The sequence below is a fragment of the Paraburkholderia denitrificans genome (genome assembly GCF_042655705.1).
GTDB lineage: Bacteria > Pseudomonadota > Gammaproteobacteria > Burkholderiales > Burkholderiaceae > Paraburkholderia > Paraburkholderia denitrificans.
In genome coordinates this window covers 28,526-48,825 of sequence record NZ_JBHSMP010000011.1, presented here as the reverse complement: position 1 = coordinate 48,825, position 20,300 = coordinate 28,526, and the positions used below count along the sequence as shown (strand labels likewise).

Annotated in this window: 19 protein-coding genes; 16 read left to right on the top strand and 3 right to left on the bottom strand. The window is 64.3% G+C overall.

Annotated features, from left to right (window positions below; translation table 11 throughout):
- Window positions 1-7 precede the first annotated feature (7 nt).
- The 7 genes from ACFPTO_RS08355 to ACFPTO_RS08325 all read left to right on the top strand — a co-directional run bounded on the left by ACFPTO_RS08355 (window position 8) and on the right by ACFPTO_RS08325 (window position 10,588).
- Window positions 8-3,205 (top strand): efflux RND transporter permease subunit, encoded by a 3,198-nt coding sequence (locus ACFPTO_RS08355; protein ID WP_377710771.1) that lies wholly within the window; start codon window positions 8-10, stop codon window positions 3,203-3,205.
- Window positions 3,202-4,434, top strand: coding sequence for an efflux RND transporter periplasmic adaptor subunit (locus tag ACFPTO_RS08350; RefSeq protein ID WP_377710769.1), 1,233 nt, complete (start codon window positions 3,202-3,204; stop codon window positions 4,432-4,434). Before ACFPTO_RS08355 ends, ACFPTO_RS08350 begins: the two co-directional genes overlap by 4 nt.
- Window positions 4,431-5,960, top strand: coding sequence for an efflux transporter outer membrane subunit (locus tag ACFPTO_RS08345; protein WP_377710767.1), 1,530 nt, complete (start codon window positions 4,431-4,433; stop codon window positions 5,958-5,960). Before ACFPTO_RS08350 ends, ACFPTO_RS08345 begins: the two co-directional genes overlap by 4 nt.
- 175 nt (window positions 5,961-6,135) lie before the next feature.
- On the top strand, window positions 6,136-7,566 hold the full coding sequence (locus tag ACFPTO_RS08340) for a sensor histidine kinase (protein ID WP_377711012.1): 1,431 nt from the start codon (window positions 6,136-6,138) through the stop codon (window positions 7,564-7,566).
- A gap of 28 nt (window positions 7,567-7,594) precedes the next feature.
- A complete protein-coding gene (locus ACFPTO_RS08335; RefSeq protein ID WP_377710766.1) occupies window positions 7,595-8,254 on the top strand; it encodes a response regulator transcription factor in 660 nt (219 codons plus the stop codon).
- A gap of 159 nt (window positions 8,255-8,413) precedes the next feature.
- Window positions 8,414-9,097: a response regulator transcription factor gene (locus ACFPTO_RS08330; RefSeq protein ID WP_377710764.1), complete on the top strand. Its 684-nt coding sequence runs from the start codon at window positions 8,414-8,416 to the stop codon at window positions 9,095-9,097.
- Between the two features lie 9 nt (window positions 9,098-9,106).
- The gene (locus ACFPTO_RS08325; RefSeq protein WP_377710762.1) at window positions 9,107-10,588 is read left to right on the top strand and encodes a sensor histidine kinase; all 1,482 of its coding nucleotides are present in this window, start codon (window positions 9,107-9,109) and stop codon (window positions 10,586-10,588) included.
- Between the two features lie 140 nt (window positions 10,589-10,728).
- Here ACFPTO_RS08325 and ACFPTO_RS08320 read toward each other — a convergent pair whose 3' ends face one another.
- Both ACFPTO_RS08320 and ACFPTO_RS08315 read right to left on the bottom strand, forming a co-directional pair.
- Entirely contained in the window at window positions 10,729-11,655 is a 927-nt protein-coding gene (locus ACFPTO_RS08320; protein ID WP_377710761.1) for a LysR family transcriptional regulator, read from the bottom strand.
- 314 nt (window positions 11,656-11,969) lie between these two features.
- Complete coding sequence (locus ACFPTO_RS08315) at window positions 11,970-13,145, bottom strand: porin (protein WP_377710759.1); 1,176 nt, start codon at window positions 13,143-13,145, stop codon at window positions 11,970-11,972.
- Here ACFPTO_RS08315 and ACFPTO_RS08310 point away from each other — a divergent pair.
- From ACFPTO_RS08310 to ACFPTO_RS08295, 4 genes are all read left to right on the top strand, one after another.
- Window positions 13,144-13,386: a hypothetical protein gene (locus ACFPTO_RS08310; protein ID WP_377710757.1), complete on the top strand. Its 243-nt coding sequence runs from the start codon at window positions 13,144-13,146 to the stop codon at window positions 13,384-13,386. The genes ACFPTO_RS08315 and ACFPTO_RS08310 overlap by 2 nt on opposite strands.
- 299 nt (window positions 13,387-13,685) lie before the next feature.
- Complete coding sequence (locus ACFPTO_RS08305) at window positions 13,686-13,934, top strand: hypothetical protein (protein WP_377710756.1); 249 nt, start codon at window positions 13,686-13,688, stop codon at window positions 13,932-13,934.
- Window positions 13,912-14,130, top strand: a complete 219-nt coding sequence (locus tag ACFPTO_RS08300; RefSeq protein ID WP_377710754.1) for a hypothetical protein — start codon at window positions 13,912-13,914, stop codon at window positions 14,128-14,130. Before ACFPTO_RS08305 ends, ACFPTO_RS08300 begins: the two co-directional genes overlap by 23 nt.
- Before the next feature lie 246 nt (window positions 14,131-14,376).
- Complete coding sequence (locus tag ACFPTO_RS08295; protein WP_377710752.1) at window positions 14,377-14,769, top strand: hypothetical protein; 393 nt, start codon at window positions 14,377-14,379, stop codon at window positions 14,767-14,769.
- Window positions 14,770-14,975: 206 nt separating this feature from the next.
- Here the strand turns inward: ACFPTO_RS08295 and ACFPTO_RS08290 are convergent, their stop codons facing one another.
- A complete protein-coding gene (locus tag ACFPTO_RS08290; protein ID WP_377710751.1) occupies window positions 14,976-15,260 on the bottom strand; it encodes a DUF1427 family protein in 285 nt (94 codons plus the stop codon).
- 287 nt (window positions 15,261-15,547) lie between these two features.
- Between ACFPTO_RS08290 and ACFPTO_RS08285 the strand changes: the two genes are divergently transcribed.
- The 5 genes from ACFPTO_RS08285 to ACFPTO_RS08265 all read left to right on the top strand — a co-directional run bounded on the left by ACFPTO_RS08285 (window position 15,548) and on the right by ACFPTO_RS08265 (window position 20,217).
- Entirely contained in the window at window positions 15,548-16,234 is a 687-nt protein-coding gene (locus tag ACFPTO_RS08285; protein ID WP_377710749.1) for a hydrolase, read from the top strand.
- 106 nt (window positions 16,235-16,340) lie between these two features.
- Window positions 16,341-16,508 carry a DUF1427 family protein gene (locus ACFPTO_RS08280; RefSeq protein WP_377710748.1) on the top strand — a complete coding sequence of 56 codons (168 nt, stop codon included), beginning with the start codon at window positions 16,341-16,343 and terminating at the stop codon, window positions 16,506-16,508.
- Between the two features lie 76 nt (window positions 16,509-16,584).
- The gene (locus ACFPTO_RS08275; RefSeq protein WP_377710746.1) at window positions 16,585-18,474 is read left to right on the top strand and encodes an amidohydrolase; all 1,890 of its coding nucleotides are present in this window, start codon (window positions 16,585-16,587) and stop codon (window positions 18,472-18,474) included.
- Window positions 18,475-18,610: 136 nt separating this feature from the next.
- Window positions 18,611-19,525 carry a VOC family protein gene (locus ACFPTO_RS08270; protein WP_377710745.1) on the top strand — a complete coding sequence of 305 codons (915 nt, stop codon included), beginning with the start codon at window positions 18,611-18,613 and terminating at the stop codon, window positions 19,523-19,525.
- On the top strand, window positions 19,522-20,217 hold the full coding sequence (locus ACFPTO_RS08265; protein WP_377710743.1) for a YoaK family protein: 696 nt from the start codon (window positions 19,522-19,524) through the stop codon (window positions 20,215-20,217). The genes ACFPTO_RS08270 and ACFPTO_RS08265 overlap by 4 nt, the downstream gene beginning before the upstream one ends.
- Window positions 20,218-20,300: the final 83 nt, after the last annotated feature.

Genomic DNA, 20,300 nt, shown 5'->3' with positions numbered 1-20,300 from the left:
TACTGAAATGAACGCCATTGTCCTGGTTGCGCTGCGACGTCCGCTGACGTTCGTGGTGATGAGTCTCCTTATCGTGCTGTTCGGCGTCATGGCCGTGTTCCACATGCCGACCGATATCTTCCCGGCCATCCGGGTTCCGGTCGTGGCGGTTGTCTGGACATACAACGGTCTGTCTCCGCAGGACATGTCCGGGCGTGTCATCTACTACTACGAGCGCGCGCTGACCTCCACCGTCGAAAACATCGAGCACATCGAAAGCCAGTCGCTGTACGGGCGCGGGATCGTCAAGATCTTCTTCCAGCCGGGCACGAACGTCGCAGCGGCGCAGGCCCAGATCACGTCGATCTCGCAGACGGTGCTCAAGCAGATGCCAGCCGGCATCACGCCGCCGCAGGTGCTCTCGTACAACGCGTCGTCGGTGCCGGTGCTCGATCTGGAGGTGTCCGCCAAGGGCATGACCGCGTCGCAGGTCTACGACATGGCGTCGAACCTGATCCGGCCGCAACTCGTGGCCGTCCGCGGCGCGGCGATTCCGACGCCATACGGCGGCGCGTCGCTGAACGTCGAGATCGATCTCGACCAGAACAAGCTGCTCGTGCACGGGCTCAGCGCCTCCGATGTGGCCGCCGCGCTGCGCGCGCAGAACGTCGTGTTGCCGGCCGGCGACCAGAAAATCGGTGCGCTCGACTTCATGGTGCGGACCAACTCGAGCCCGATCGAAGTTGCGAAGTTCAACGACCTGCCGATCAAGACCATCAACGGCGCAACGGTGTATCTGCGCGACGTGGCCTACGTGCACCGTGGCTCGCCGCCGCAGACGAACGCCGTGCTCGTCAAGGGACAGCAAGCCGTGCTGATTGAGGTGCTCAAAAGCGGCGACGCTTCGACGCTGTCGGTCGTCAACGGTGTGAAAAAGGCGCTGCCCGGCATCATGCGCACGCTGCCGCCCGGCGTGAAGATCAAGGTGCTCAACGACGCGTCGGGATTCGTGCGCGACTCGGTGGCAGAGGTCGTCCAGGAGATGGTCACGGCGGCCCTGCTCACGGGGCTTACGGTCCTGCTGTTTCTGGGCAGTTGGCGCTCGACGCTGATCGTCGCCACCTCGATTCCACTCGCCATCCTCAGTTCGATTCTCGCGCTCTCGTGGCTCGGGCAGACGATCAACGTCATGACGCTCGGAGGACTCGCGCTCGCGGTCGGCATTCTCGTTGACGACGCAACCGTGATGATCGAGAACATCGACACCCACCTGGAAGCCGGTGCGCAGCTGGAGGGCGGCATTATCGCCGCCGCGAACCAGATGGTCGTGCCGACCTTCGTCGCAACGCTCTGTATCTGCATCGTCTGGCTGCCGCTGTTCGAACTCGGCGGCGTAGCGGGTTATCTGTTCCTGCCGATGGCCGAAGCGATCATCTTCGCGATGGTGGCCTCGTTCATCCTCTCGCGCACGCTCGTGCCGACGATGGCGGCGTGGCTGCTAAAGGGGCAAGTCCGGGGGCACGAGCGCAGGCACGCAGCCGGGCACCACGGCCACGCGCTCGCGCACAGTACGGGCGGCAACCCGTTCACGCGCTTTCAGCGCGGCTTCGAGCAGCGTTTCGACCGCTTTCGCGCGCGCTATCGCGTCGTGCTGACCGCAGCCGTCGCGCGGCGGCGCGGGTTCGTCATCGCGTTCGCGGCGGCTGCGCTCGCATCGCTCGCGCTCATCGGCCAGCTCGGGCGAGACTTTTTCCCGGGGATCAAGTCCGGCGAAATCGACATGCACATGCGTGCCCCCATCGGCATGCGTCTGGAAGAAGCGTCGAAGCTCGCCGTGCTCGTGAACGGGGCGATACGCGAGATCCTGCCGGGCCAGGTCACGAATGTGCTTGATAACTGCGGCTTGCCCGCGAGCGGCATCAACGAGGCCTACAACTCGTCCGGGACGATCGGGCCGCAGGATTGCGATATCACGATCAGCCTGAAAGACGAGCACTCGCCCGTCGACGACTACCGTTTTCAGCTGCGCCGCGAATTGCCGAAGCGCTTTCCCGGCACGACGTTTACGTTCCTGCCCGGCGACATTACCGCGAAGATTCTGAACTTCGGCTTGCCCGCGCCGATCGACGTGCAGATCGCCGGGCGCGGCCAGGTCGCGAACTTCAATTACGCACGCGAGCTCGCCGCGCGCCTGCGGCGCATTCCCGGCAGCGCCGACGTCAACATCCAGCAGGCGTTTTACGAGCCCACGCTGCAGATCGACGCGTCGCGCTCCTACGCCTCCGGCATCAACCTGACCGAGGCCAATATCGCCGACAACACGCTCGCGACGCTCTCCGGCAGCGGGCAGACGGCGCCGACCTACTGGCTCGACACGACCAACGGCGTGTCCCACCTCGTCAACATGCAGACGCCGCAGACGCAGCTCAGCTCGATGAACGATCTCGAAACGATTCCGATCGACAGCGGCACGGGCGGCCCGAATGCGCCGCGCGCGCAGTTGCTCGGCGCGCTGAGCCGGATCACGCAGACCGGCACGCCGTTGCTCGCGTCGCACTACAGCATCCTGCCGGCCATCGACATCTTCGTGAGCAGCCAGCGCCGCGACCTCGGCGCGGTCTACGACGATGTGGCGAAAACGGTCGCGCAGATGCAGAAGGATCTGCCGCCCGGCGCGAGCATTCACCTGCGCGGCCAGGCGCGGACGATGTCGAGCGCCTACGTCGAGTTGATCGGCGGCCTCGCGCTCTCGATCCTGCTCGTCTATCTCGTCATCGTCGTCAATTTTCAGTCGTGGCTCGACCCGTTCATCATCATCACCGCGCTGCCGGCTGCGCTCGCGGGCATCGTCTGGAGCCTCTTCATCACCGGCACGACGCTCTCGGTGCCTGCGCTCACGGGCGCAATCATGTGCATGGGCACGGCCACGGCTAATTCGATCCTCGTGGTGTCGTTCGCACGCGAACATCTGGAGCGCTACGGCAACGCCGTCGAAGCCGCCATCGAAGCCGGTTTCGGCCGCATCCGCCCCGTGCTGATGACGGCACTCGCCATGATCGTCGGCATGCTCCCGATGTCCTTCAGCAACACGCAGAACGCACCACTCGGCCGCGCCGTCATCGGCGGGCTGCTGTTCGCCACAGTGGCGACGCTGCTGTTCGTCCCCTGTGTGTTCGCGCTGCTGCATCGCGACCGGGAGCAGCCCCCAACGGAGAAGCAAGCATGAGCATCAACATCAACAGAGAGGCGCCGCTGCCCGCGCGCGTTCGTCCGCGCGCCTGGGGGCTCGTGGCCGCGCTTGCCGTCGCGGGCGTTGTCGCGCTCGGCATGATCCAGCGGCATCGCAATCTGACCGAGCTGACCCAGGTGGCGAACGAAGACGCGACGCCGATGGTGCAGGTGGTCTCGCCGAGCCCCGGCCCGGCCACGCGCACGCTGACGCTGCCCGGCAACATCCGCGCGTGGTATTCCGCGCCGATTTACGCGCAGGTGTCCGGTTACGTGCGCCGCTGGAACAAGGACTATGGCGCGACCGTGAAGGCGGGCGAGGTGCTCGCGACCATCGATGCGCCAGCCGTCGACGAGCAGTACCAGAGCGCGCAAGCCGATCTAGACGTGGCGCGCACGCGCTACAACCTCGCGCAACTGACGGCGCAGCGCTGGCTCGCGCTCGCCGGTACCCAGGCCGTCGCGCAACAGGACGTCGACGTCAAGGTCGCCGATGCCGCCGCGCAGAAGGCGCAGGTGCGCGCGGCCGAGCACGAAGTCGCGCGGTACCGCGTGCTCGAAGGCTTCAGGAATATCGTTGCGCCGTTCGACGGCGTCGTGACCGCGCGCAGCACCGACGTCGGCAACTACGTGAACGCCGCGGGCGTCGACGTGGGTTCGCGCGGCTCGGCTGACGAACTGTTCACCGTCGCGAATATTCACGAGATGCGCGTGTTCGTGTCGGTGCCGCAGGACTACGCCGCGATACTGAAGCCGGGGCTGACCGCGACGCTGTCGTTGCCGCAGTTCCCGGGCCGCGAATTCAAGGCGTCGTTCCAGACGGCCGCCAACGCTTTCGACCCGCAGACGCGCACCGTGATCGCCGAGCTGCTCGTGCCGAATCCCGATCGCCTGATCTGGCCGGGCGCCTACGCGAGCGTGCATCTGAACGTTCCGCTCGACCGCAGCACGCTCGTCGTGCCCGAGCAGGCGCTGCTGTTCCGCGCCGAAGGGATGCAGGTGGCGGTTGTCGATGCCAACGACAAGGTGCATCTGCGCAACGTGAAGCTCGGCCTCAACTTCGGCAAGACGGTGCAGGTGCTCGAAGGTGTGAGCGCAACGGACCGGATTGTGATGAGCCCGTCGGCCGGTCTGCTCGACGGCCAGGCCGTGCATATCGAGCCGGGCGAGAACGGTGTGGCGGTCGCTTCGGCCGCGCCCGGCGGCCACGCGGAGGTGGCGCGATGAGGGCGAGGTGCAGCGGCGCGTGCGACCGCCTCAGCCGCCTCGGCGGCATGGCCGTGCTCACGCTGACGATGCTCGTCTCCGGATGCAATCTCGCGCCCGTCTACCATCCGCCGAACATGTTGTTGCCGCCGCAATATTCGGGCATGGGACCGTTCGTGAAGGCCGATCCGTCCGACCCGCCGGAACAGAGCGCATGGTGGAAGATTTTCGACGACGCGGAACTCGACACGCTGGAGCGCAAGCTCGACGCATCGAATCCCGATCTGAAAGCGGCCGTGCAGACGTATGCCCAGGCCCGCTACACGGTGGCGGCGGCGCATGCCGGACTGCTGCCCGAACTCGGCATGAACGCCTTCACGAGCGAGAACCACGAGTCGGCCCACACGCTGTTCCATAGCGGCACGGGCCCTCGCCAGCAGATGTCGAACGGGTACGGGCTCGAAGCCTCGTGGGCGCTCGACTTCTGGGGCGAAACCGGCAATCGCGTGCGTGAGGCGCAGAGCGGCGCGCAGCGTGCAGCTGCGCAGCTTGCGCTAGCGCGGCTCAGCCTCGAAACCGAACTCGCAAGCGACTACATGGCGATGCGCGGGCTCGATGCCGAGCACGCGGCCTACGGCCGGGCCATCGCGCTCTATCAAAACGCGCTGGAAATCACGCAAACCCGCTACGCGGGGCGGATTGCGGCAGGGCTCGACGTTGCGCGCGCACAGAACCAGCTAGCCTCCGCGAAGGCCGCCGACACCGAGGTGGTCTCCCAGCGCCGCGTGCTCGAACACGCGGTGGCTGTGCTGGCGGGCGAGAACCCGATCGGCTTCCATCTGGCGAGCGAGTCGGTCATGCATGTGGCCGTGCCCGTCGTGCCCGTGAGCATGCCATCGCTGCTGCTGCAGCGGCGGCCCGACATCGCGGCGGCCGAGCGCCGCATGGCCGCCGCGAATGCCGCAATCGGCATCGCGCGCGCCGCGTTCTATCCGAACGTTCGGCTTGCCGCGCAGGCGGGCTTCGAGGACACGGCGTGGGGCCTCGCCTCGCTGCCCAACACCCTTTGGGCAGTCGGTGCGTCCGCGATGCTGCCGCTCTTCGAGGGCGGCCTGCGGCGCGCCCAGTTGCAGGCGAGCTGGGCGCAGTTCGCGCAGACGGGCGACCAGTACCGCGCGGTGGTGCTGCAGGCGTTTCGCGAAGTCGAGGACAACCTTGCGCTGACCGATGGTCTTGCGCAGGAGTCGCAGCAACAGGACGCGGCGCTTGCCGCCGCGAAACAGGTGCAGAAGCTTGCGCTGACGCTTTACACGGGCGGCATCGACAACTATCTGAACGTGACCGTCGCGCAGATCGCGGCGCTCAACGCACGGATCGCCACCATCCAGTTGAAGACGCGCCGCCTGCAGACCTCGGTTGCGCTGATCGGCGCATTGGGCGGCGGCTGGAGCCGGGCGGACCTGCCGGACGAGGCGCAAACGATGCCGGGCCGCGACGATGTCGCCCGCACGCGCGAAGCCGCCGTGGCGGCAGGCGCGCAACTTTAGAAACTTGACGCTCTCTTCATGGAAATGATGTCGTTGCGCCGCAGCACGGAGGCCAGGATCGCTGCCCGTCTGGAAGGATGGGCGCGAGGCGGGCTGAAAATGCGTGGATATCGGACAGGGTCGACGTGTTCACTGGATTGACGCCCGAATGATGAATCTGTCCCGACCGCTGGCCATGCCCGTTGTGCAGGCAAGGATTCGCGTCCCCGTTGCCGACCCGCGGCACGAGCGCTGGCGAAGCACCGTGTTCCGGTGGTTCATCGCCTACGCCGTGATTTTCTCCGTGGCATTCACGGCGCTGCTCGGGCTCATCGAGTATTCCGTCAACGCGGCGATGCAGCGCGAGACCGATAGCGGGCTGCGCTGGCAACTGCGCTATTTCGACGGCTACGCGAACGACGATCTCGCAACGTCGATCGACGCGCGCATCCGGCGCCAGGCGCACCAGCGCAACTACTACGGCCTCTTCGCGCCCGACGGCCGCCGGCTCGCGGGCGACCTCCTCAGCGTTCCGCCCGCGCTCGTATTCGAGCGCTTCACCCATCCGCACGATCTGGAGCAAGGCAACACGCTGTGGTTCGATGTCGGCGCATGGCGTGTGCGCGTGCGGGCGATGGGCGAAGTGCGCGCCGACGGCTCGCGGCTCGTGGTCGCGCGCACGCTCGACGATGTGCAGCGCGTGCGCGACGAGCTGCTGAAGGCGCTCGTGGTCGGCGGCTGTGCGTGCCTGCTTGGCGGCCTCGCCGCAGGACTCTTGCTCAGTGTCCGGCAGATGCGGCGCGTCGCCGATATCCGGCGCGTGACCTCGCGCATCGCGGGCGGCGATCTCGCGCAGCGTCTGCCCGTGAGCGGGCAGGACGAATTCGACATGCTCGCGCGGCTCGTCAATCAGATGCTCGATGAGATCGAGCGGCTGATGGACGAAGTGAAGGGCGCGTGCGATGTCGTCGCGCACGACCTGCGCACGCCGCTCGTGCAGTTGAAGCTGCGTCTCGCGACGCTGGCCGAGTCGTTGCCGCACGCGGGCGCGGCCGAATCCGCGAGCGTGCTGGCGGCTGCGCGCGACGACACCGATGCGATCCTCGGCCGCTTCGCCGCGTTGCTGCGCATCTCGGAGATCGGCTCGCTGCGGCGGCGCCGCGCGTTTTCAAGCGTTGCGCTCGACGTGCTCGTCACCGAACTGTGCGATCTCTACACGCCGCTCGCGGACGAGCGGCGCATTGCGTTCACGGTCAGCATCGAAAACGTCGGGGCGGTCTGGGCCGACCGCGCGCTGCTCTTCGAGGCGTTCACGAACCTGCTCGACAACGCGATCAAATTCACGCCCGATGGCGGGCACGTCGGCGTGCGGCTGCGCCAGCTCGAAGCGGGACCGCAATTCTCCGTCGTCGATTCGGGGCCCGGCATTCCCGAAGACGAGCGGCAGTGCGTGCTGACGCGCTACTACCGTGGCGAGCGCACGCGTCACGTGCCGGGCACGGGGCTCGGGCTCGGCATCGTCACCGCCGTCGTGCGGCTGCATGACTTCCGGCTCTCCATCGCGGACGCGGACGGCCCCGCATCGGGCGCGTTTATCCGCGTGGATTGCTGGCCGCACGATTCATGACGGACCCGACCCACCGATGAGAATCCTGTTGAGCTGCGCATCCGACGCGGAGCGGGTCTATCTTTGCAAGGCGCTGAGCGAAAGCCTGCACAGCGTCGAGGCGACCGACGATCTGCGCTTCGCGCATTACCTCGCCGCGCAGGAGCTGTTCGATGCGCTCGTGGTCTGCGTGGCAGGCGGACCGTCGCAGACCGGTCTCGAAGCGGCGCTGCCGACGCTTGCGCGTCTGCCGGGCCGGCCTTCGCTCGTCGTCGTGCTGGACGCGGCCTCGCCGGCCGACTGCGCGAGACTGCTGCGCGCCGGGGCCGACGCCTGCTTTGTCGCGCCGTATTCGGTGATGGAGATCACCGAGCGCATGCGCGCACTGTCGCGCCACGCGCCGGGCCGCGCGGGGGGAAGCGGACGCGAAGTCCGCCTCGATCCGGCCACGCGCGAACTGGTGGAGGGCGCGCAACGGGTCGGGCTGACGCGGCGCGAATATCTCGTCGTCGAATGCCTGCTGCGCGAGGCGAATGCGCCGATTGCGCGCGACTATCTGATTCGCTATGCCTGGCCCGAGAAGGAGGGCGTGGAGCCGACGAGCCTGAATCTCGTCGTCCTGAGACTGCGGCGCAAGCTTGGCGCGTGCGGGATGCGCACGAGCATCGAAACCGTGAGCCGCTATGGCTACCAGCTTTGCACCGGCTGAGCGCCGCACACTGCGTGGAGGACCGCGCGCCGCTTGCGGGGCTGCTATCGTAGGGAAAATGAAATTATTTTCATGAAAATATCGGCAGGACGGCGCAAACGCGCCGGTAAAATTCCCCGCTTCTGAGCGATTCGCGCTCGCTGGCTGCCGGAGCCCCCCATGAACGAGGTACGCGTGCTGACCGTTGAAGACGACGCCATTACCGCGAACGAAATCATCGGCGAGCTAACTCAGCACGGTTTTCAGGTTAATTGGGTCGACAACGGCCGTGACGGCATGGCCCATGCGCTGAGCGACCAGTACGACGTCATTACGCTCGACCGCATGCTGCCCGGCGTCGACGGCCTCTCGATCCTGACCGCCATGCGCACGGTCGGCGTGCAGACCCCCGTGCTGATGCTGAGCGCGCTCGGCGACGTCGACGAGCGCGTGCGCGGCCTGCGCGCGGGCGGCGACGACTATCTGACCAAGCCCTTCGATCCCGACGAACTCACGGCGCGCCTGGAAGTGCTGCTGCGCAGGCGGCAATCCACGGGCGCGGCGCCCGAGACCGTGCTGCATGTGCGCGATCTCGAGATCGATCTCATTTCCAGACGGGTCAGCCGGGGCGGCGAAGACATTGCGCTGCTGCCCACCGAGTTCAAGGTGCTCGAATTCATGATGCGCCACGCGGGCAAGACCATCACGCGCACGATGCTGTTCGAGGCCGTATGGGGTTACCACTTCGATCCGGGCACAAACCTGATCGACGTCCACATGGGGCGCCTGCGCAAGAAAATCGATCCGCCGGGTGTGGAGCCGATGATCCAGACCGTCCGCGGTTCCGGCTACATGCTCGGCTAGGAGGACGCAGTGAGTCGTTCCACGCCGGAGGCCCACGATCTGGCCGGCCATCGCTGGCATACGGCCACGGTGCGCTGGCTCTACGTATTCACCGCGCTGTTCGGAGTCGTGCTGACGCTGCTCGTCGGCGTCATCTCGTGGGTGGCGACGGGCTCGATCGAGCGCGACACCGACGCGATTCTCAACTGGCAGCTCAACTATTTCGGTTCCGTGCCCGATGGCCAGCTCGCCGGTGTGATCACCCGTCGCCTCGAATACGGGCACAGGCATTCGAACTACTACGGGCTCTTCGACAGTGCGGGCCGGCATATCGCGGGCGACGTTGCCGTGTTGCCGTCGCACGGCGTCACCGACGGCACCGGCCGCACGGGCGTCACGCTCAGGCATACGCTGCTGCTGCTCGATGGCGTACGCTCGCCGATCGTCCGGTCAATGACGGACAAGCGGCCGGATGGCCGGCAACTCGTCGTTGCGCGCGACATGACGAGCGTCCTGCTGATCCGCGAGATCGTGATCCGGTCGCTCATGGCGGGCGGCGGCATTGCGGTGCTGCTCGTCATCGCCAGTTCGCTCGTGCTGGGCGTGCGGCAAATCCGGCGCGTGTACGAAATGCGCCGCGTGACGCTCTGCATCGCGCAGGGCGACCTCGCGCAGCGCCTGCCCGTGGGCGGCAGCAGCGACGAACTCGACATGCTCGCGCATCTGGTGAACCACATGCTCGACGAGATCGAGCGCCTGATGGGCGAGGTCAAGGGCGCCTGCGACGGCATCGCGCACGACCTGCGCACGCCGCTCGCGCGCCTGCACACCGTGCTCGGGCGCGTCGCCGCGCTCGAATCCGTGAGCACCGACGCAGCGGGCGCGGCGCTGATCGATTGCGCACGCGACGAGACGGATCGCCTGCTCGAACGGTTCCGCGCCATGCTGCGGATTTCGGAAATCGGCACGCTGCAGCGTCGCGGCGGTTTCGGGTTCGTCGATCTGGCGGAGCTCGTGCAGGAACTCGCGGAACTCTACGAGCCGCTCGCCGAAAGCCGCGCGCTGAAGTGGCGCGCACAGATCGATGAGGCCGCACCGATTCACGGCGACCGCGCGTTGCTGTTCGAGGCGTTCAGCAACCTGATCGACAATGCGATCAAGTTCGCGCCGCAGGGCGGCAGCGTGAGCGTGGCGTTGCGCGCGACGGCGTCTGGCGCGGTAGTCGAGATCGCCGATAACGGCCCCGGCATTCCGGATGTGGAGCGGGCCGCGGTATTGCAGCGCTTTTATCGCGGCAGCGCCGCACGCCAGGTGCCCGGTTCGGGACTCGGGCTCAGCATGGTCGCCGCGGTGCTGAGGTTGCACGATTTCAGGCTTCGCATCGAAGACGCGAACGGCGAACTGAACGACAGCGCGAACCACGATGCAAACGAAAGCGCGGAATCGGGTGCGCGTATCAGCGTCGAGTGCTGGCCGGGCGCGCTCGTGGCGAATGAGCCGGATGCGCGATGAGGATCCTGTTAGTGTCGCCGCCACGCACCAAGGTACGTGAATTGCCCGTTCGCTTCACGAGCACGCGCCTGGCCTCAAGGAAGCTCGGGCAGCGCAGCTACGTCGCGCGCTTATTGTGCGATTCGTTGTTCAGGAGAGGTTCAGGCGGCGCTGCGCAGCCCGTTCGACGCTTGCGCCGTATCCGTTCTGAAGTGGTCGACGGCGAAGTCGATGAAACTGCGCACCTTCATCGTCAGATAGTTGCGGCCCGGGTACACGATCGAGATATGCAGCCGCCCGCCGTTGACGTCATGCCGTTCGAGCACGCGCCGCAGCGCGCCGCTTTCGACATCCTGCTCGACAAGCTTCGCCGGTAACAGCGCGATGCCCATGTCCGCCAGCGCCGCCGCGCGCGCCATGGCGTAGTTGCTCGTGGTGAGCGGCCCGTTCACGGTGATGCGCTGGATGTTGCGATCGATGCCGAATTCCCAGATGCGCGGCCCGTCCGCGAGCGCGATCAGTTCGTGCGCCGAGAGATCGGATGGTTGATGCGGCTGGCCATGCGCGGCCAGATAGGCGGGCGAGGCGACCGCGATTTCCTGCTCCGACGTGAGGCTTCGGCTCACGAGCGAAGCGCTGGCCGGATGCCGGCTGGTCGCGAAGCAGATGTCGTAGCCGCCGTCGATCAGGTTGATCGGCGTATCGTAGACCGTGACCGCGAAATCGACGCGCGGGTTGCGCTCGCGGTACTCGCGGAACAGGCCCGCCAGATCGCCGCCGGCGAATACGGCAGGCGCCGCGATGCGCAGCACGCCGATCGGCGCGCGCGTGGCGCGGACGAGATCGGACTCCACTTCGTCGAGCTTCTCGACGACAGCACGGCATCCTTCAAGATAGAGCTGTCCCGCTTCTGTGAGCGAGAGGCTGCGTGTGGAGCGATTCAGAAGCCGCATGCCGAGATGCGCTTCGAGCATGCCGATGCTGCGCGTGACCGCCGCGCCCGACATGCCGAGCTGCTTCGCGGTCAGATTGAAACCGCCCAGATCGACAATGCGGATGAACACCCGCATGGCTTGCAGTTGGTTCATTCACGATTCCGTTTTGACCCGGGGAGATGCCGCATCGGCTCGTCCGGGTTTTCCGATTTTTAAATACGTGAGCATTATCGAAGAGGCTCGAAGCATGTTGTTTTAAGAAGCGCTAAGAAGAAGATGAAACGAAGTTTAGTAACTGAAACGAAGCGCAAAGATGTGCAACGCGCGGGCTGCGGGCAACGCCACATACGATGTGGACGCGCGAAGCGAAGGAGCAAAAAAACGCCGCGGACATGACGTGCGCGGCGGGGCCGAATCCGGCCCGCAGGCCGGAGACAGGGGAGGGATCGTCGCGAGGCGACGACCGATCAGAAGCGGTGGCGGATACCGACCATGACCATGCCCTGGCGGTCGTTGCTCGCGTCGTTGCCGAAGTCGCCCATCGACGCAACAGCCGTGGACAGGACGCCGCTCGAGTTGAACGTGTTGCCCGAAGCTTTCTGGTAGCCGCCGAGCGCATAGATGTCCGTGCGCTTCGACAGCGAGTAGATCGCGCCGAGGCTGACCTGGTTATACGTAACGTCCACGCCGTTGCCGCCGCCCTTCGTGTAGTTGTAGCCGACGCCAACCACCATTGCCGGCAGGAGCTGGTAGTTCACGTAGGCTTGCCCGGTGTTGAACTCCGTGCGGTTGTTCGAGCCGGACGTTGCAGTCTGGTAATTCTGGTACTGGACGTTGCTGTACGAAATGCCGGTCGTGACGGGGCCGATCGCGTAGCTGCCTGCCGCACGCACGATCTGCAGCGAGTTGGCCGACACGAAGCCGCCCGAGATGCCTGCGGAATCGTAGTCAACGCCGCCGGTCGTCGGGCTCTGGAGGCCGTCGAACGAAGACACGGTGCCGTTGCCGCTCGTCGCGCGGAAATAGCCCGCGGCGAGGCCGATCGGGCCGTTGTTGTACGACACGGCTGCTGCGTAGGTCTGGCCTGCGCCCATGCTGCCGGCCGCGCCGCCGAAGCCGTACATGGCCGACACCTTGAAGCCCGAGATATCGGGGCTCATGTACTTGATCGCGTTGCTGGTGCGGAAGCTGTTGTCGTAGTTGTCGATGTCGCCCGGCGTGGCGAACGTCGAAGCGAAGACGTCGTCATTCGTGAGCGGCTGGATCAGCTCGATCAGCGGATCGTACTGGCGGCCGAGCGTCACCGTGCCCATGTTGTTCGACTGCAGGCCGACGTAGGCTTGACGGCCGAAGAGGCGCTGACCCTGGTTCGAACTACCCGTGTTTAAGTCGAAACCGCTCTCGATCCGGAAGACCGCGTGCAGGCCGTTGCCGAGATCCTCGTCGCCCTTGAGGCCCCAGAGGTTCGGCGAGACGTTGCCGGCCGACATCTTGACCAGATTGCCCGAGCCGTTGGCGCCCTTGACGTTGCCGAACCAGGCGATGGCGTCGTCGAGCGTGCCGTAAAGCGTGACGCTGCTTTGCGCATGAGCGGCGGTGGCGAAAGTCGCCAGCGCTGCCGTTGCGATCAGGAGTTTTTTCATGGACGTTTTATTGATGAACATTTATGTCGTCTATCTCCGGTCTCCAGCGAAGCTGGAAGGCCGGTCCGGATTGAATGGGCCTCACCAAGGGTGGAATGGCATGAGCCGCGAGTCCAATCAATTCGCGGCGATTATGCAAAAGGCCGGAATGTCCAAAATGCAAAAAACTAAAACTCTGAATTTCAGAATGCCGTTGGTCCCGCGAGCCCTGTCGGCAGGGCGCCGCAAGGCCGGATGGTGATCGTGGCGTTGTTTTTACGTCAGCGAAAAACAACGCGTGGCGAGCACCGGAAGATGATGCGCATGCCCGTGGCCGCGATGTAGCCGGTCGACTGGTTCGGCCGATTTTGACGATTGAGTGTTGGCCGGAGCCGAATGAATATTTGTTCATGTGTTCGTCGATATCGGTACAGGCGCGCACCGTTATCGTAGCTTCGCCTCCTGGCTCGTTGTCGCTTCGTCACGCGCGATCAAATGCGATCGAACGCAAAAGCGGCGGCCATGTGGATCGTGAAAGACTTATCGACGCGGAGATTGAAGATGAAGAAACGGGTGCAATGGACTGCCGCGCTCGGCGCGGCGCTACTTGCATGCGGGGTCGCGCATGCACAGGACGCGCCAACGACGCCGGAGCTGCAGCTCGCCGCGAGTCCTGCCCAGACCGGGCAGGCCGCAGCGACTGCAAACACGCGCGGCAAGACACGGCAGCAGATCAAGGACGAATACATCGAAGCTGTTCGCAGCGGCGAACTAAAGGAACTGAATCGTGAGTTTTATGCGCATCACTAAATGCACAGGGAAAAACGCCATGCCGAATCGCCATGATGAGCAACCGCGCAAGCGCCGCAGTTGGACGCGTTTCGCGCTCGGTGCAGCGCTGACGTTTGCGCTGGCCGGCTGCGCCGGCCTGCATGGACAGCCCGACGGACCGGACGCCTGCGTTGGCCCGGCTGGTTTTTGTCAGCCGTATTTCGGCGCGGGCTGATGAAAGCAGTAGGGAAAGCGGTAAAGGCGTCGCAACAAAAGAGCCCTCGACACCGGCGGGTGTCGGGGGTGCAATGAGCGTCTGAGAATGACCCATTCTGTTATTGCACGTGGCATTTTCAGCGACGTGAACGATTTTTCATCGAGGCGAAATTGAAGGCCCGGGCAGACGGTGCCACGATTGCCGTCAGGAACGGTTTTTCTGGCGAAACGGGACAGGGCGCGAACAGCGCGTTGGGGAGCGAAGATGCGCGAACAAGGTGGGTTGCAAGTCGCTCGTGTAGAGCGTGAAGGCAAGGCTGCCTTGCTGATCGAGTGCGGCGGGGCCTCGACGATACTCGACGGCGCGCAGGCCGAAGCGCTGATTCAGAAACTGGCGCTCTGCCGGTCGGCGATGAAACCACCCGTCGCGCCGCGGCTTTCGCCCACGCACAACTATCACATCACCCTCCAGCCGCTCTGGTTCGCGGAGCCCAACCTGACAATCGACGGCATCGTGCTGTTGTTGCGCCACGGCGGGTTCGGCTGGATCGGATTCTCGTTCGACCGTGCGGCGCTCAAACGAATGCGCCGCGACCTGAGTCGCGCCACCGCCGCATCGCATCGCGTTCGGCTGGTGGAGTCGCTGGCGACCCAATAGCGGTCCAGCTTTACGGCGCTTACCGCTGCTCTTACCGCGGCTCTTGCGATCACCCGGGCGCCTTCCCGAGCGTCTGGGCAGCCCGGCTTTCGCGTGCGGCAACCCTCTTCTCGCGCGAACCCGACACAACATCTCACTCGATCGAATGCTGCGTCCGGCAGATGCGCGCTGCCGGACAGCCTGCGCATGCTCCATGCGCGCCTACATCATGATCGATGCTGATTCTTTGCGGATGTATCGATCGTATCGGACGATCGGGCGCCCGGTAACGCACCGAACATATGCTGGCCGGATTTCGCTTCGCGCCATGCGGCCTTCAGCCTGAGACCCGAAAGTACATGGCGCGCGATGGGCAATATCTGCTCGCCCGCCAGCATGCCGAGCAGGCCCGCCAGCGCAATTGCGGGCGGAGCCGGAGATTGGACGCCGATCGTGTAGTAGACGATACCGGCGAGGATACCGGCGAGTAGCGAAAATGCATACGATTTCATGAAGCGAATCTCGTTGACAATTTGCTGGGTATCACGAACTGGATCGCGAATTTTTTAAAGCGTATCGGGTTTGATGCAACAAGAAAAGGCTAAATGCGCGGTAAGCATGGTGATTTGACATTCAACTTTCGGGGTTGCTCGAACGCTATTTATTTGTTTTCCTCTTTTTTGATTTACATGTTAAATGGCGCGGGCTGGACGGCGAATTGCCAGCTCATCCTCTATTCCACCCATTCCGGTTATTCCGGTCTGGTGGCTCTTTTTACGCATCAAACGTCAGGTGCGCCATGACCAATTCGAAGCTCGAATTAATTACCCCGCAGAACAGCCAGCTGATTTTCATCGATCAGCAGCCGCAGATGGCGTTCGGTGTTCAGTCGATCGATCGGCAGGTGCTGAAGAACAACGTCGTCGGGCTGGCCAGGGCGGCCAAGGTGTTCGAGATTCCCACCACGATCACGACAGTCGAATCGACGAGCTTCTCGGGATTCACTTATCCGGAATTGCTCGACGTGTTCCCGGGTAAAACGCTGCTCGAGCGCACCTCGATGAACTCATGGGACGACCAGAAGGTTCGCGACGCGCTTGCCGCGAACAACCGCAAGAAGGTGATCGTGGCGGGCCTGTGGACCGAAGTCTGCAATACCACCTTTGCGCTGTGCGCGATGCTCGAAGGCGGCTACGAGATTTATATGGTAGCCGATGCATCGGGCGGTACGTCGAAGGAGGCGCATGACTACGCGATGCAGCGCATGATCCAGGCGGGCGTCGTGCCCGTCACCTGGCAGCAGGTCCTGCTCGAATGGCAGCGCGACTGGGCTCGCCGCGAAACCTACGATGCGGTCATGGCGATTGCGCGGGAGCACTCGGGCGCATACGGCATGGGCATCGACTACGCCTACACGATGGTTCACAAGGCGCCCCAGCGCGCGGCGAAGCTGGGCGAGGTGCTGCCGGCGGTTGCAGCGCACTGATCGTTATCGTCGCGATTCCCGAAGCTGATCGCGTGAAGCCGATGCGCCGCTTTCCACGCGAAGGCGTCGCACCGGCCGGTCGTAAACCTTCGGAGAGACTGATTGTATGGAGCCGTATCTGGTGTCACTGGGCGCGGGCGCGTTGATCGGCGTGATCTACAGCGTGATCAAGGTCCGCTCGCCCGCACCGCCGCTGGTTGCTCTCGTCGGCCTGTTCGGCATGACGATCGGCATGCAGGCCATTCCGTTGCTGAAACCGTTTTTGGGCCTTTAATGCGCGGCCTTTGGTTCGGTTTTGAAGCAATGCAAGCGCGAATTGATTTCGAAGTCAACGAAGTGAGGACATTCCCATGAGTGCAACCGCAGCCCAACCCGATCTCATTCTGTATAACGGACGGTTCATCACATTGGACCGCTCGAATCCGGGTGCCACTGCGGTGGCGATGGCCGATGGCCGCTTCGTCGCGGTCGGCAGCGATGCCGATATCGTGCCGCTCGCGGGCGGCGCGACGAAGCGCATCGATCTCGGTGGTCGTCCCGTGTTGCCCGGCCTGATCGACAATCACCTGCATCTGATTCGTGGCGGCCTCAACTACAACATGGAGCTGCGTTGGGATGGCGTGCGCTCGCTCGCCGTCGCCATGGAAATGCTCAAGCAGCAGGTGGCGATCACGCCTGCACCGCAATGGGTGCGCGTGGTCGGTGGCTTCACGGAGCATCAATTCGCGGAAAAGCGCTTGCCGACGATCGAGGAACTCAACGCAGTCGCGCCCGATACGCCGGTGTTCATCCTGCATCTTTACGACCGCGCGCTGCTCAACGCAGCCGCGCTGCGTGTGGTCGGTTATGGAAGGGACACGCCCGATCCGGCAGGGGGCAAGATTTTTCGCGACTCCGCGGGCGATCCAACCGGTTTGCTGCTGGCGAATCCGAATGCCGCACTCCTGTATGCGACGCTTGCGAAAGGCCCCAGGCTGCCGCTGGAGTATCAATACAATTCGACGCGCCATTTCATGCGTGAACTCAACCGCCTCGGTGTGACCGGCGTCATCGATGCGGGCGGCGGTTCCCAGAATTATCCGGAGGATTATGAAGTCGTCAGCAAGCTGCACGAAGCGGGCGAGATGACGGTGCGTGTCGCGTATAACCTGTTCACCCAAAAACCGAAGGCGGAGAAAGAGGATTTCGTGAACTGGACCCGCACGGTCAAGTATCACGATGGCACGGATTACTTTCGCCATAACGGCGCTGGCGAGATGCTCGTGTTTTCCGCGGCCGACTTCGAGGACTTCCGTGTTGCGCGCCCGGATCTGTCGCCGGAGATGGAAGGCGAACTCGAAGGCGTGGTGCGCGTGCTCGCGCAGAATCGCTGGCCGTGGCGGCTGCACGCCACGTACGACGAATCCATCAGTCGCGCGTTGGACGTCTTCGAGAAGGTGGACAGAGACATTCCGCTCGACGGCATCAACTGGTTCTTCGATCACGCGGAAACTGTCTCCGAACGTTCGATGGACCGCATCGCGGCGCTCGGGGGCGGCATCGCGGTTCAGCACCGGATGGCGTATCAGGGCGAATACTTCGTCGAGCGATATGGTGCGGTCGCGGCGGAAGCGACTCCGCCCGTCGCGAAGATGCTGGAAAAGGGGTTGAAGGTTTCCGCGGGCACCGATGCGACGCGTGTGGCTTCGTACAACCCGTGGGTGTCGCTTGCGTGGCTGGTGAGCGGCAAGACGGTCGGCGGAATGCGGATGTATCCGCAACGTAATCTGCTCGACCGCGAGACGGCGCTGCGCATGTGGACGGAGTACGTGACGTGGTTCTCGAACGAAGCGGGCAAGAAGGGCTGCATTGCTGTCGGGCAGCTTGCCGATCTGATCGTGCCGGACCGCGACTTCTTTTCGTGTCCCGAGGATGATATTGCAGACACAACCGCATTGCTGACGGTCGTTGGCGGAAGAATCGTCTGGGGTGCCGGCCCGTTCTCGCAATACGATGCGCCGATTCCGCCAGCGATGCCCGACTGGTCGCCGGTGCACGCGTTCGGAGGCTATGGCGGCTGGGGCGCGCAGCAACGCAGCGTCGCACCGCTGCAGCGTGCTGCTGCGGCGGCAATGTGTGGTTGCGCGAGTGCGTGCAACCTGCACGGTCATGCGCATGCGCTCGCGTGGAGCCGCGTATTGCCGACCTCGGATGCGAAGGGTTTCTGGGGCGCGCTGGGCTGCTCCTGCTGGGCAGTGTGATCGGCTTTTTTCGAGCATCTCGGTTCGATCGCGGCACGCGTGCCTGCGGCCATGATCGGCGATTCAACACGTTCCGCCTGCGATCGCCGCGCGTGATCAATCGAACGTTACGCTGCAATCACAGGAGAATTACGTTATGAAAATCATTCGCCCGGTATTGATCGGCGCAGCAATCGCGTTTGGTTTTTTGGCTACGCCAGCGTCGTTTGCGAAGCCGCCGGTGATTGCAGCCGCATCGCCGTCCGTCGCAGTCGGCCCGCAGTACGACACGACACACGTGTATGTCGCGCCAGAAAACTTCGACCGCTTCACGGATAGCGTCGTGGCGACATTCGGCGGCAGCAAGTCGAAGCAGGGCGTTTTCCAGGTCACGCCGACGCCGAGCCAGACGATGTCGCAGCTCGTATTGACACCCGTGGGCACGATGTCCGTGTTCGGCTTCAAGACGCCTGTGCCGTATCCCTTCGGCGCCGAGCGTACGGGTTACCTCGTCACGGACATGGATGCCGCCGTGAAGGCGGCGCGCGCGCATGGTGCGGATGTGATCGTCGATCCGTTTCCCGATCCGATTGGCCGCGACGTGGTGATCAGATGGGCGGGCGGCGTGAATATGCAGCTCTACTGGCACAACCAGGCGCCGCAATACGATGCGCTGCAGACCATTCCCGAGAATCGCGTCTACGTTTCGGCGCAAAGCGTACGCAAGCTGGTTCACGATTTCGTGAAGTTCTCGAATGGCAAGGTGGTGTCCGATGTGCTGAAGGCGCCGGGTATCGAAATTGGCCGCCCGAACGACACGTATCGCCGCATTCGCATCGAATCGGGCTTCGGCAAGATGACCGTGCTCGTAACGGATGGTCAATTGCCATATCCGTTCGGGCGCGAAACGACGGGATATGAAGTCGCGAATCTCGACGACACGCTGCAAAAGGCGAAGGCCGCTGGCGTGAGCGTGCTCGTGCCGCCGTTCACATCGGACGGACGTGAAGCCGCGATTGTCCAGTTCCCGGGAGGTTACATCGCTGAAATCCACGCTGGCGTGACTAAATGAAATCCGAGGACACGGTCCTTGCAGCCATTGCCGGTTTTGTCGATACGTTGAGTTTTGTCGCGCTGTTCGGGTTGTTCATCGCCCACGTGACGGGCAACTTCGTGTTGATCGGTGCGGGTGTTGCAGGCTTCAGTGGCGGAGTCCTGCTGAAATTGATCGTGTTGCCTGCTTTTGTCGGCGGGGTCGTCCTCAGCAGTCTGCTCGTGCGGTCGCTGTCCGGGCGGCATGCGCGCCAGGGCGCGCGCATGCTGCATGCGGTCCAGGCCGTGCTCATGTTCGGCTTTTGCTTCGCTGGCGTCTGGGCAACGCCGATTAGCCAGCCCGATGGTCTCCCGGCCATTGTGGCGGGCGTGGTCGGCGCGATTGCGATGGGCGTGCAGAATGCACATCCGCGTCTGATCAAGCGTGCCGGTGTGCCGAATACTGTGATGACGGGCAACGTCACACAGTCGATCCTCGACGTGATTGACATGCTATCCGCGACCACCGAGATCGGCGTGCGCGCGGCGGCACGCGCACGATTTGCCAGAATGATGCCGGCCATTATCGCGTTCGCGTTGGGCGCGGTGGCAGGCGCGATGGGCATGCTTTACGTGGGATTCTGGGCGCTGCTCGCTCCCGCATTCGTACTCGCGGGGCTCGTTTTTACCACTGGCGAGCAGGATCGCGTGTCCACCTCGGGGCATCCATGATTTCGCGAGACCGGGACGACCGGCGCGGATTCCGTGCGCCGCGCGAAGGGGCGGAGAGATATCGCCACACGCTCGTGGCCGGA

Excerpts from the sequence above, each read along its gene's own strand:
- ACFPTO_RS08345 (WP_377710767.1), top strand. The coding sequence starts at position 4,431 with ATGAGGGCGAGGTGCAGCGGCGCGTGCGACCGCCTCAGCCGCCTCGGC.
- ACFPTO_RS08330 (WP_377710764.1), top strand. The coding sequence starts at position 8,414 with ATGAACGAGGTACGCGTGCTGACCGTTGAAGACGACGCCATTACCGCG.
- ACFPTO_RS08305 (WP_377710756.1), top strand. The coding sequence starts at position 13,686 with ATGAAGAAACGGGTGCAATGGACTGCCGCGCTCGGCGCGGCGCTACTT.
- ACFPTO_RS08350 (WP_377710769.1), top strand. The coding sequence starts at position 3,202 with ATGAGCATCAACATCAACAGAGAGGCGCCGCTGCCCGCGCGCGTTCGT.
- ACFPTO_RS08320 (WP_377710761.1), bottom strand. The coding sequence starts at position 11,655 with ATGAACCAACTGCAAGCCATGCGGGTGTTCATCCGCATTGTCGATCTG.
- ACFPTO_RS08285 (WP_377710749.1), top strand. The coding sequence starts at position 15,548 with ATGACCAATTCGAAGCTCGAATTAATTACCCCGCAGAACAGCCAGCTG.
- ACFPTO_RS08310 (WP_377710757.1), top strand. The coding sequence starts at position 13,144 with ATGGACGTTTTATTGATGAACATTTATGTCGTCTATCTCCGGTCTCCA.
- ACFPTO_RS08295 (WP_377710752.1), top strand. The coding sequence starts at position 14,377 with ATGCGCGAACAAGGTGGGTTGCAAGTCGCTCGTGTAGAGCGTGAAGGC.
- ACFPTO_RS08275 (WP_377710746.1), top strand. The coding sequence starts at position 16,585 with ATGAGTGCAACCGCAGCCCAACCCGATCTCATTCTGTATAACGGACGG.
- ACFPTO_RS08265 (WP_377710743.1), top strand. The coding sequence starts at position 19,522 with ATGAAATCCGAGGACACGGTCCTTGCAGCCATTGCCGGTTTTGTCGAT.
- ACFPTO_RS08270 (WP_377710745.1), top strand. The coding sequence starts at position 18,611 with ATGAAAATCATTCGCCCGGTATTGATCGGCGCAGCAATCGCGTTTGGT.
- ACFPTO_RS08315 (WP_377710759.1), bottom strand. The coding sequence starts at position 13,145 with ATGAAAAAACTCCTGATCGCAACGGCAGCGCTGGCGACTTTCGCCACC.
- ACFPTO_RS08340 (WP_377711012.1), top strand. The coding sequence starts at position 6,136 with ATGCCCGTTGTGCAGGCAAGGATTCGCGTCCCCGTTGCCGACCCGCGG.
- ACFPTO_RS08290 (WP_377710751.1), bottom strand. The coding sequence starts at position 15,260 with ATGAAATCGTATGCATTTTCGCTACTCGCCGGTATCCTCGCCGGTATC.
- ACFPTO_RS08355 (WP_377710771.1), top strand. The coding sequence starts at position 8 with ATGAACGCCATTGTCCTGGTTGCGCTGCGACGTCCGCTGACGTTCGTG.
- ACFPTO_RS08280 (WP_377710748.1), top strand. The coding sequence starts at position 16,341 with ATGGAGCCGTATCTGGTGTCACTGGGCGCGGGCGCGTTGATCGGCGTG.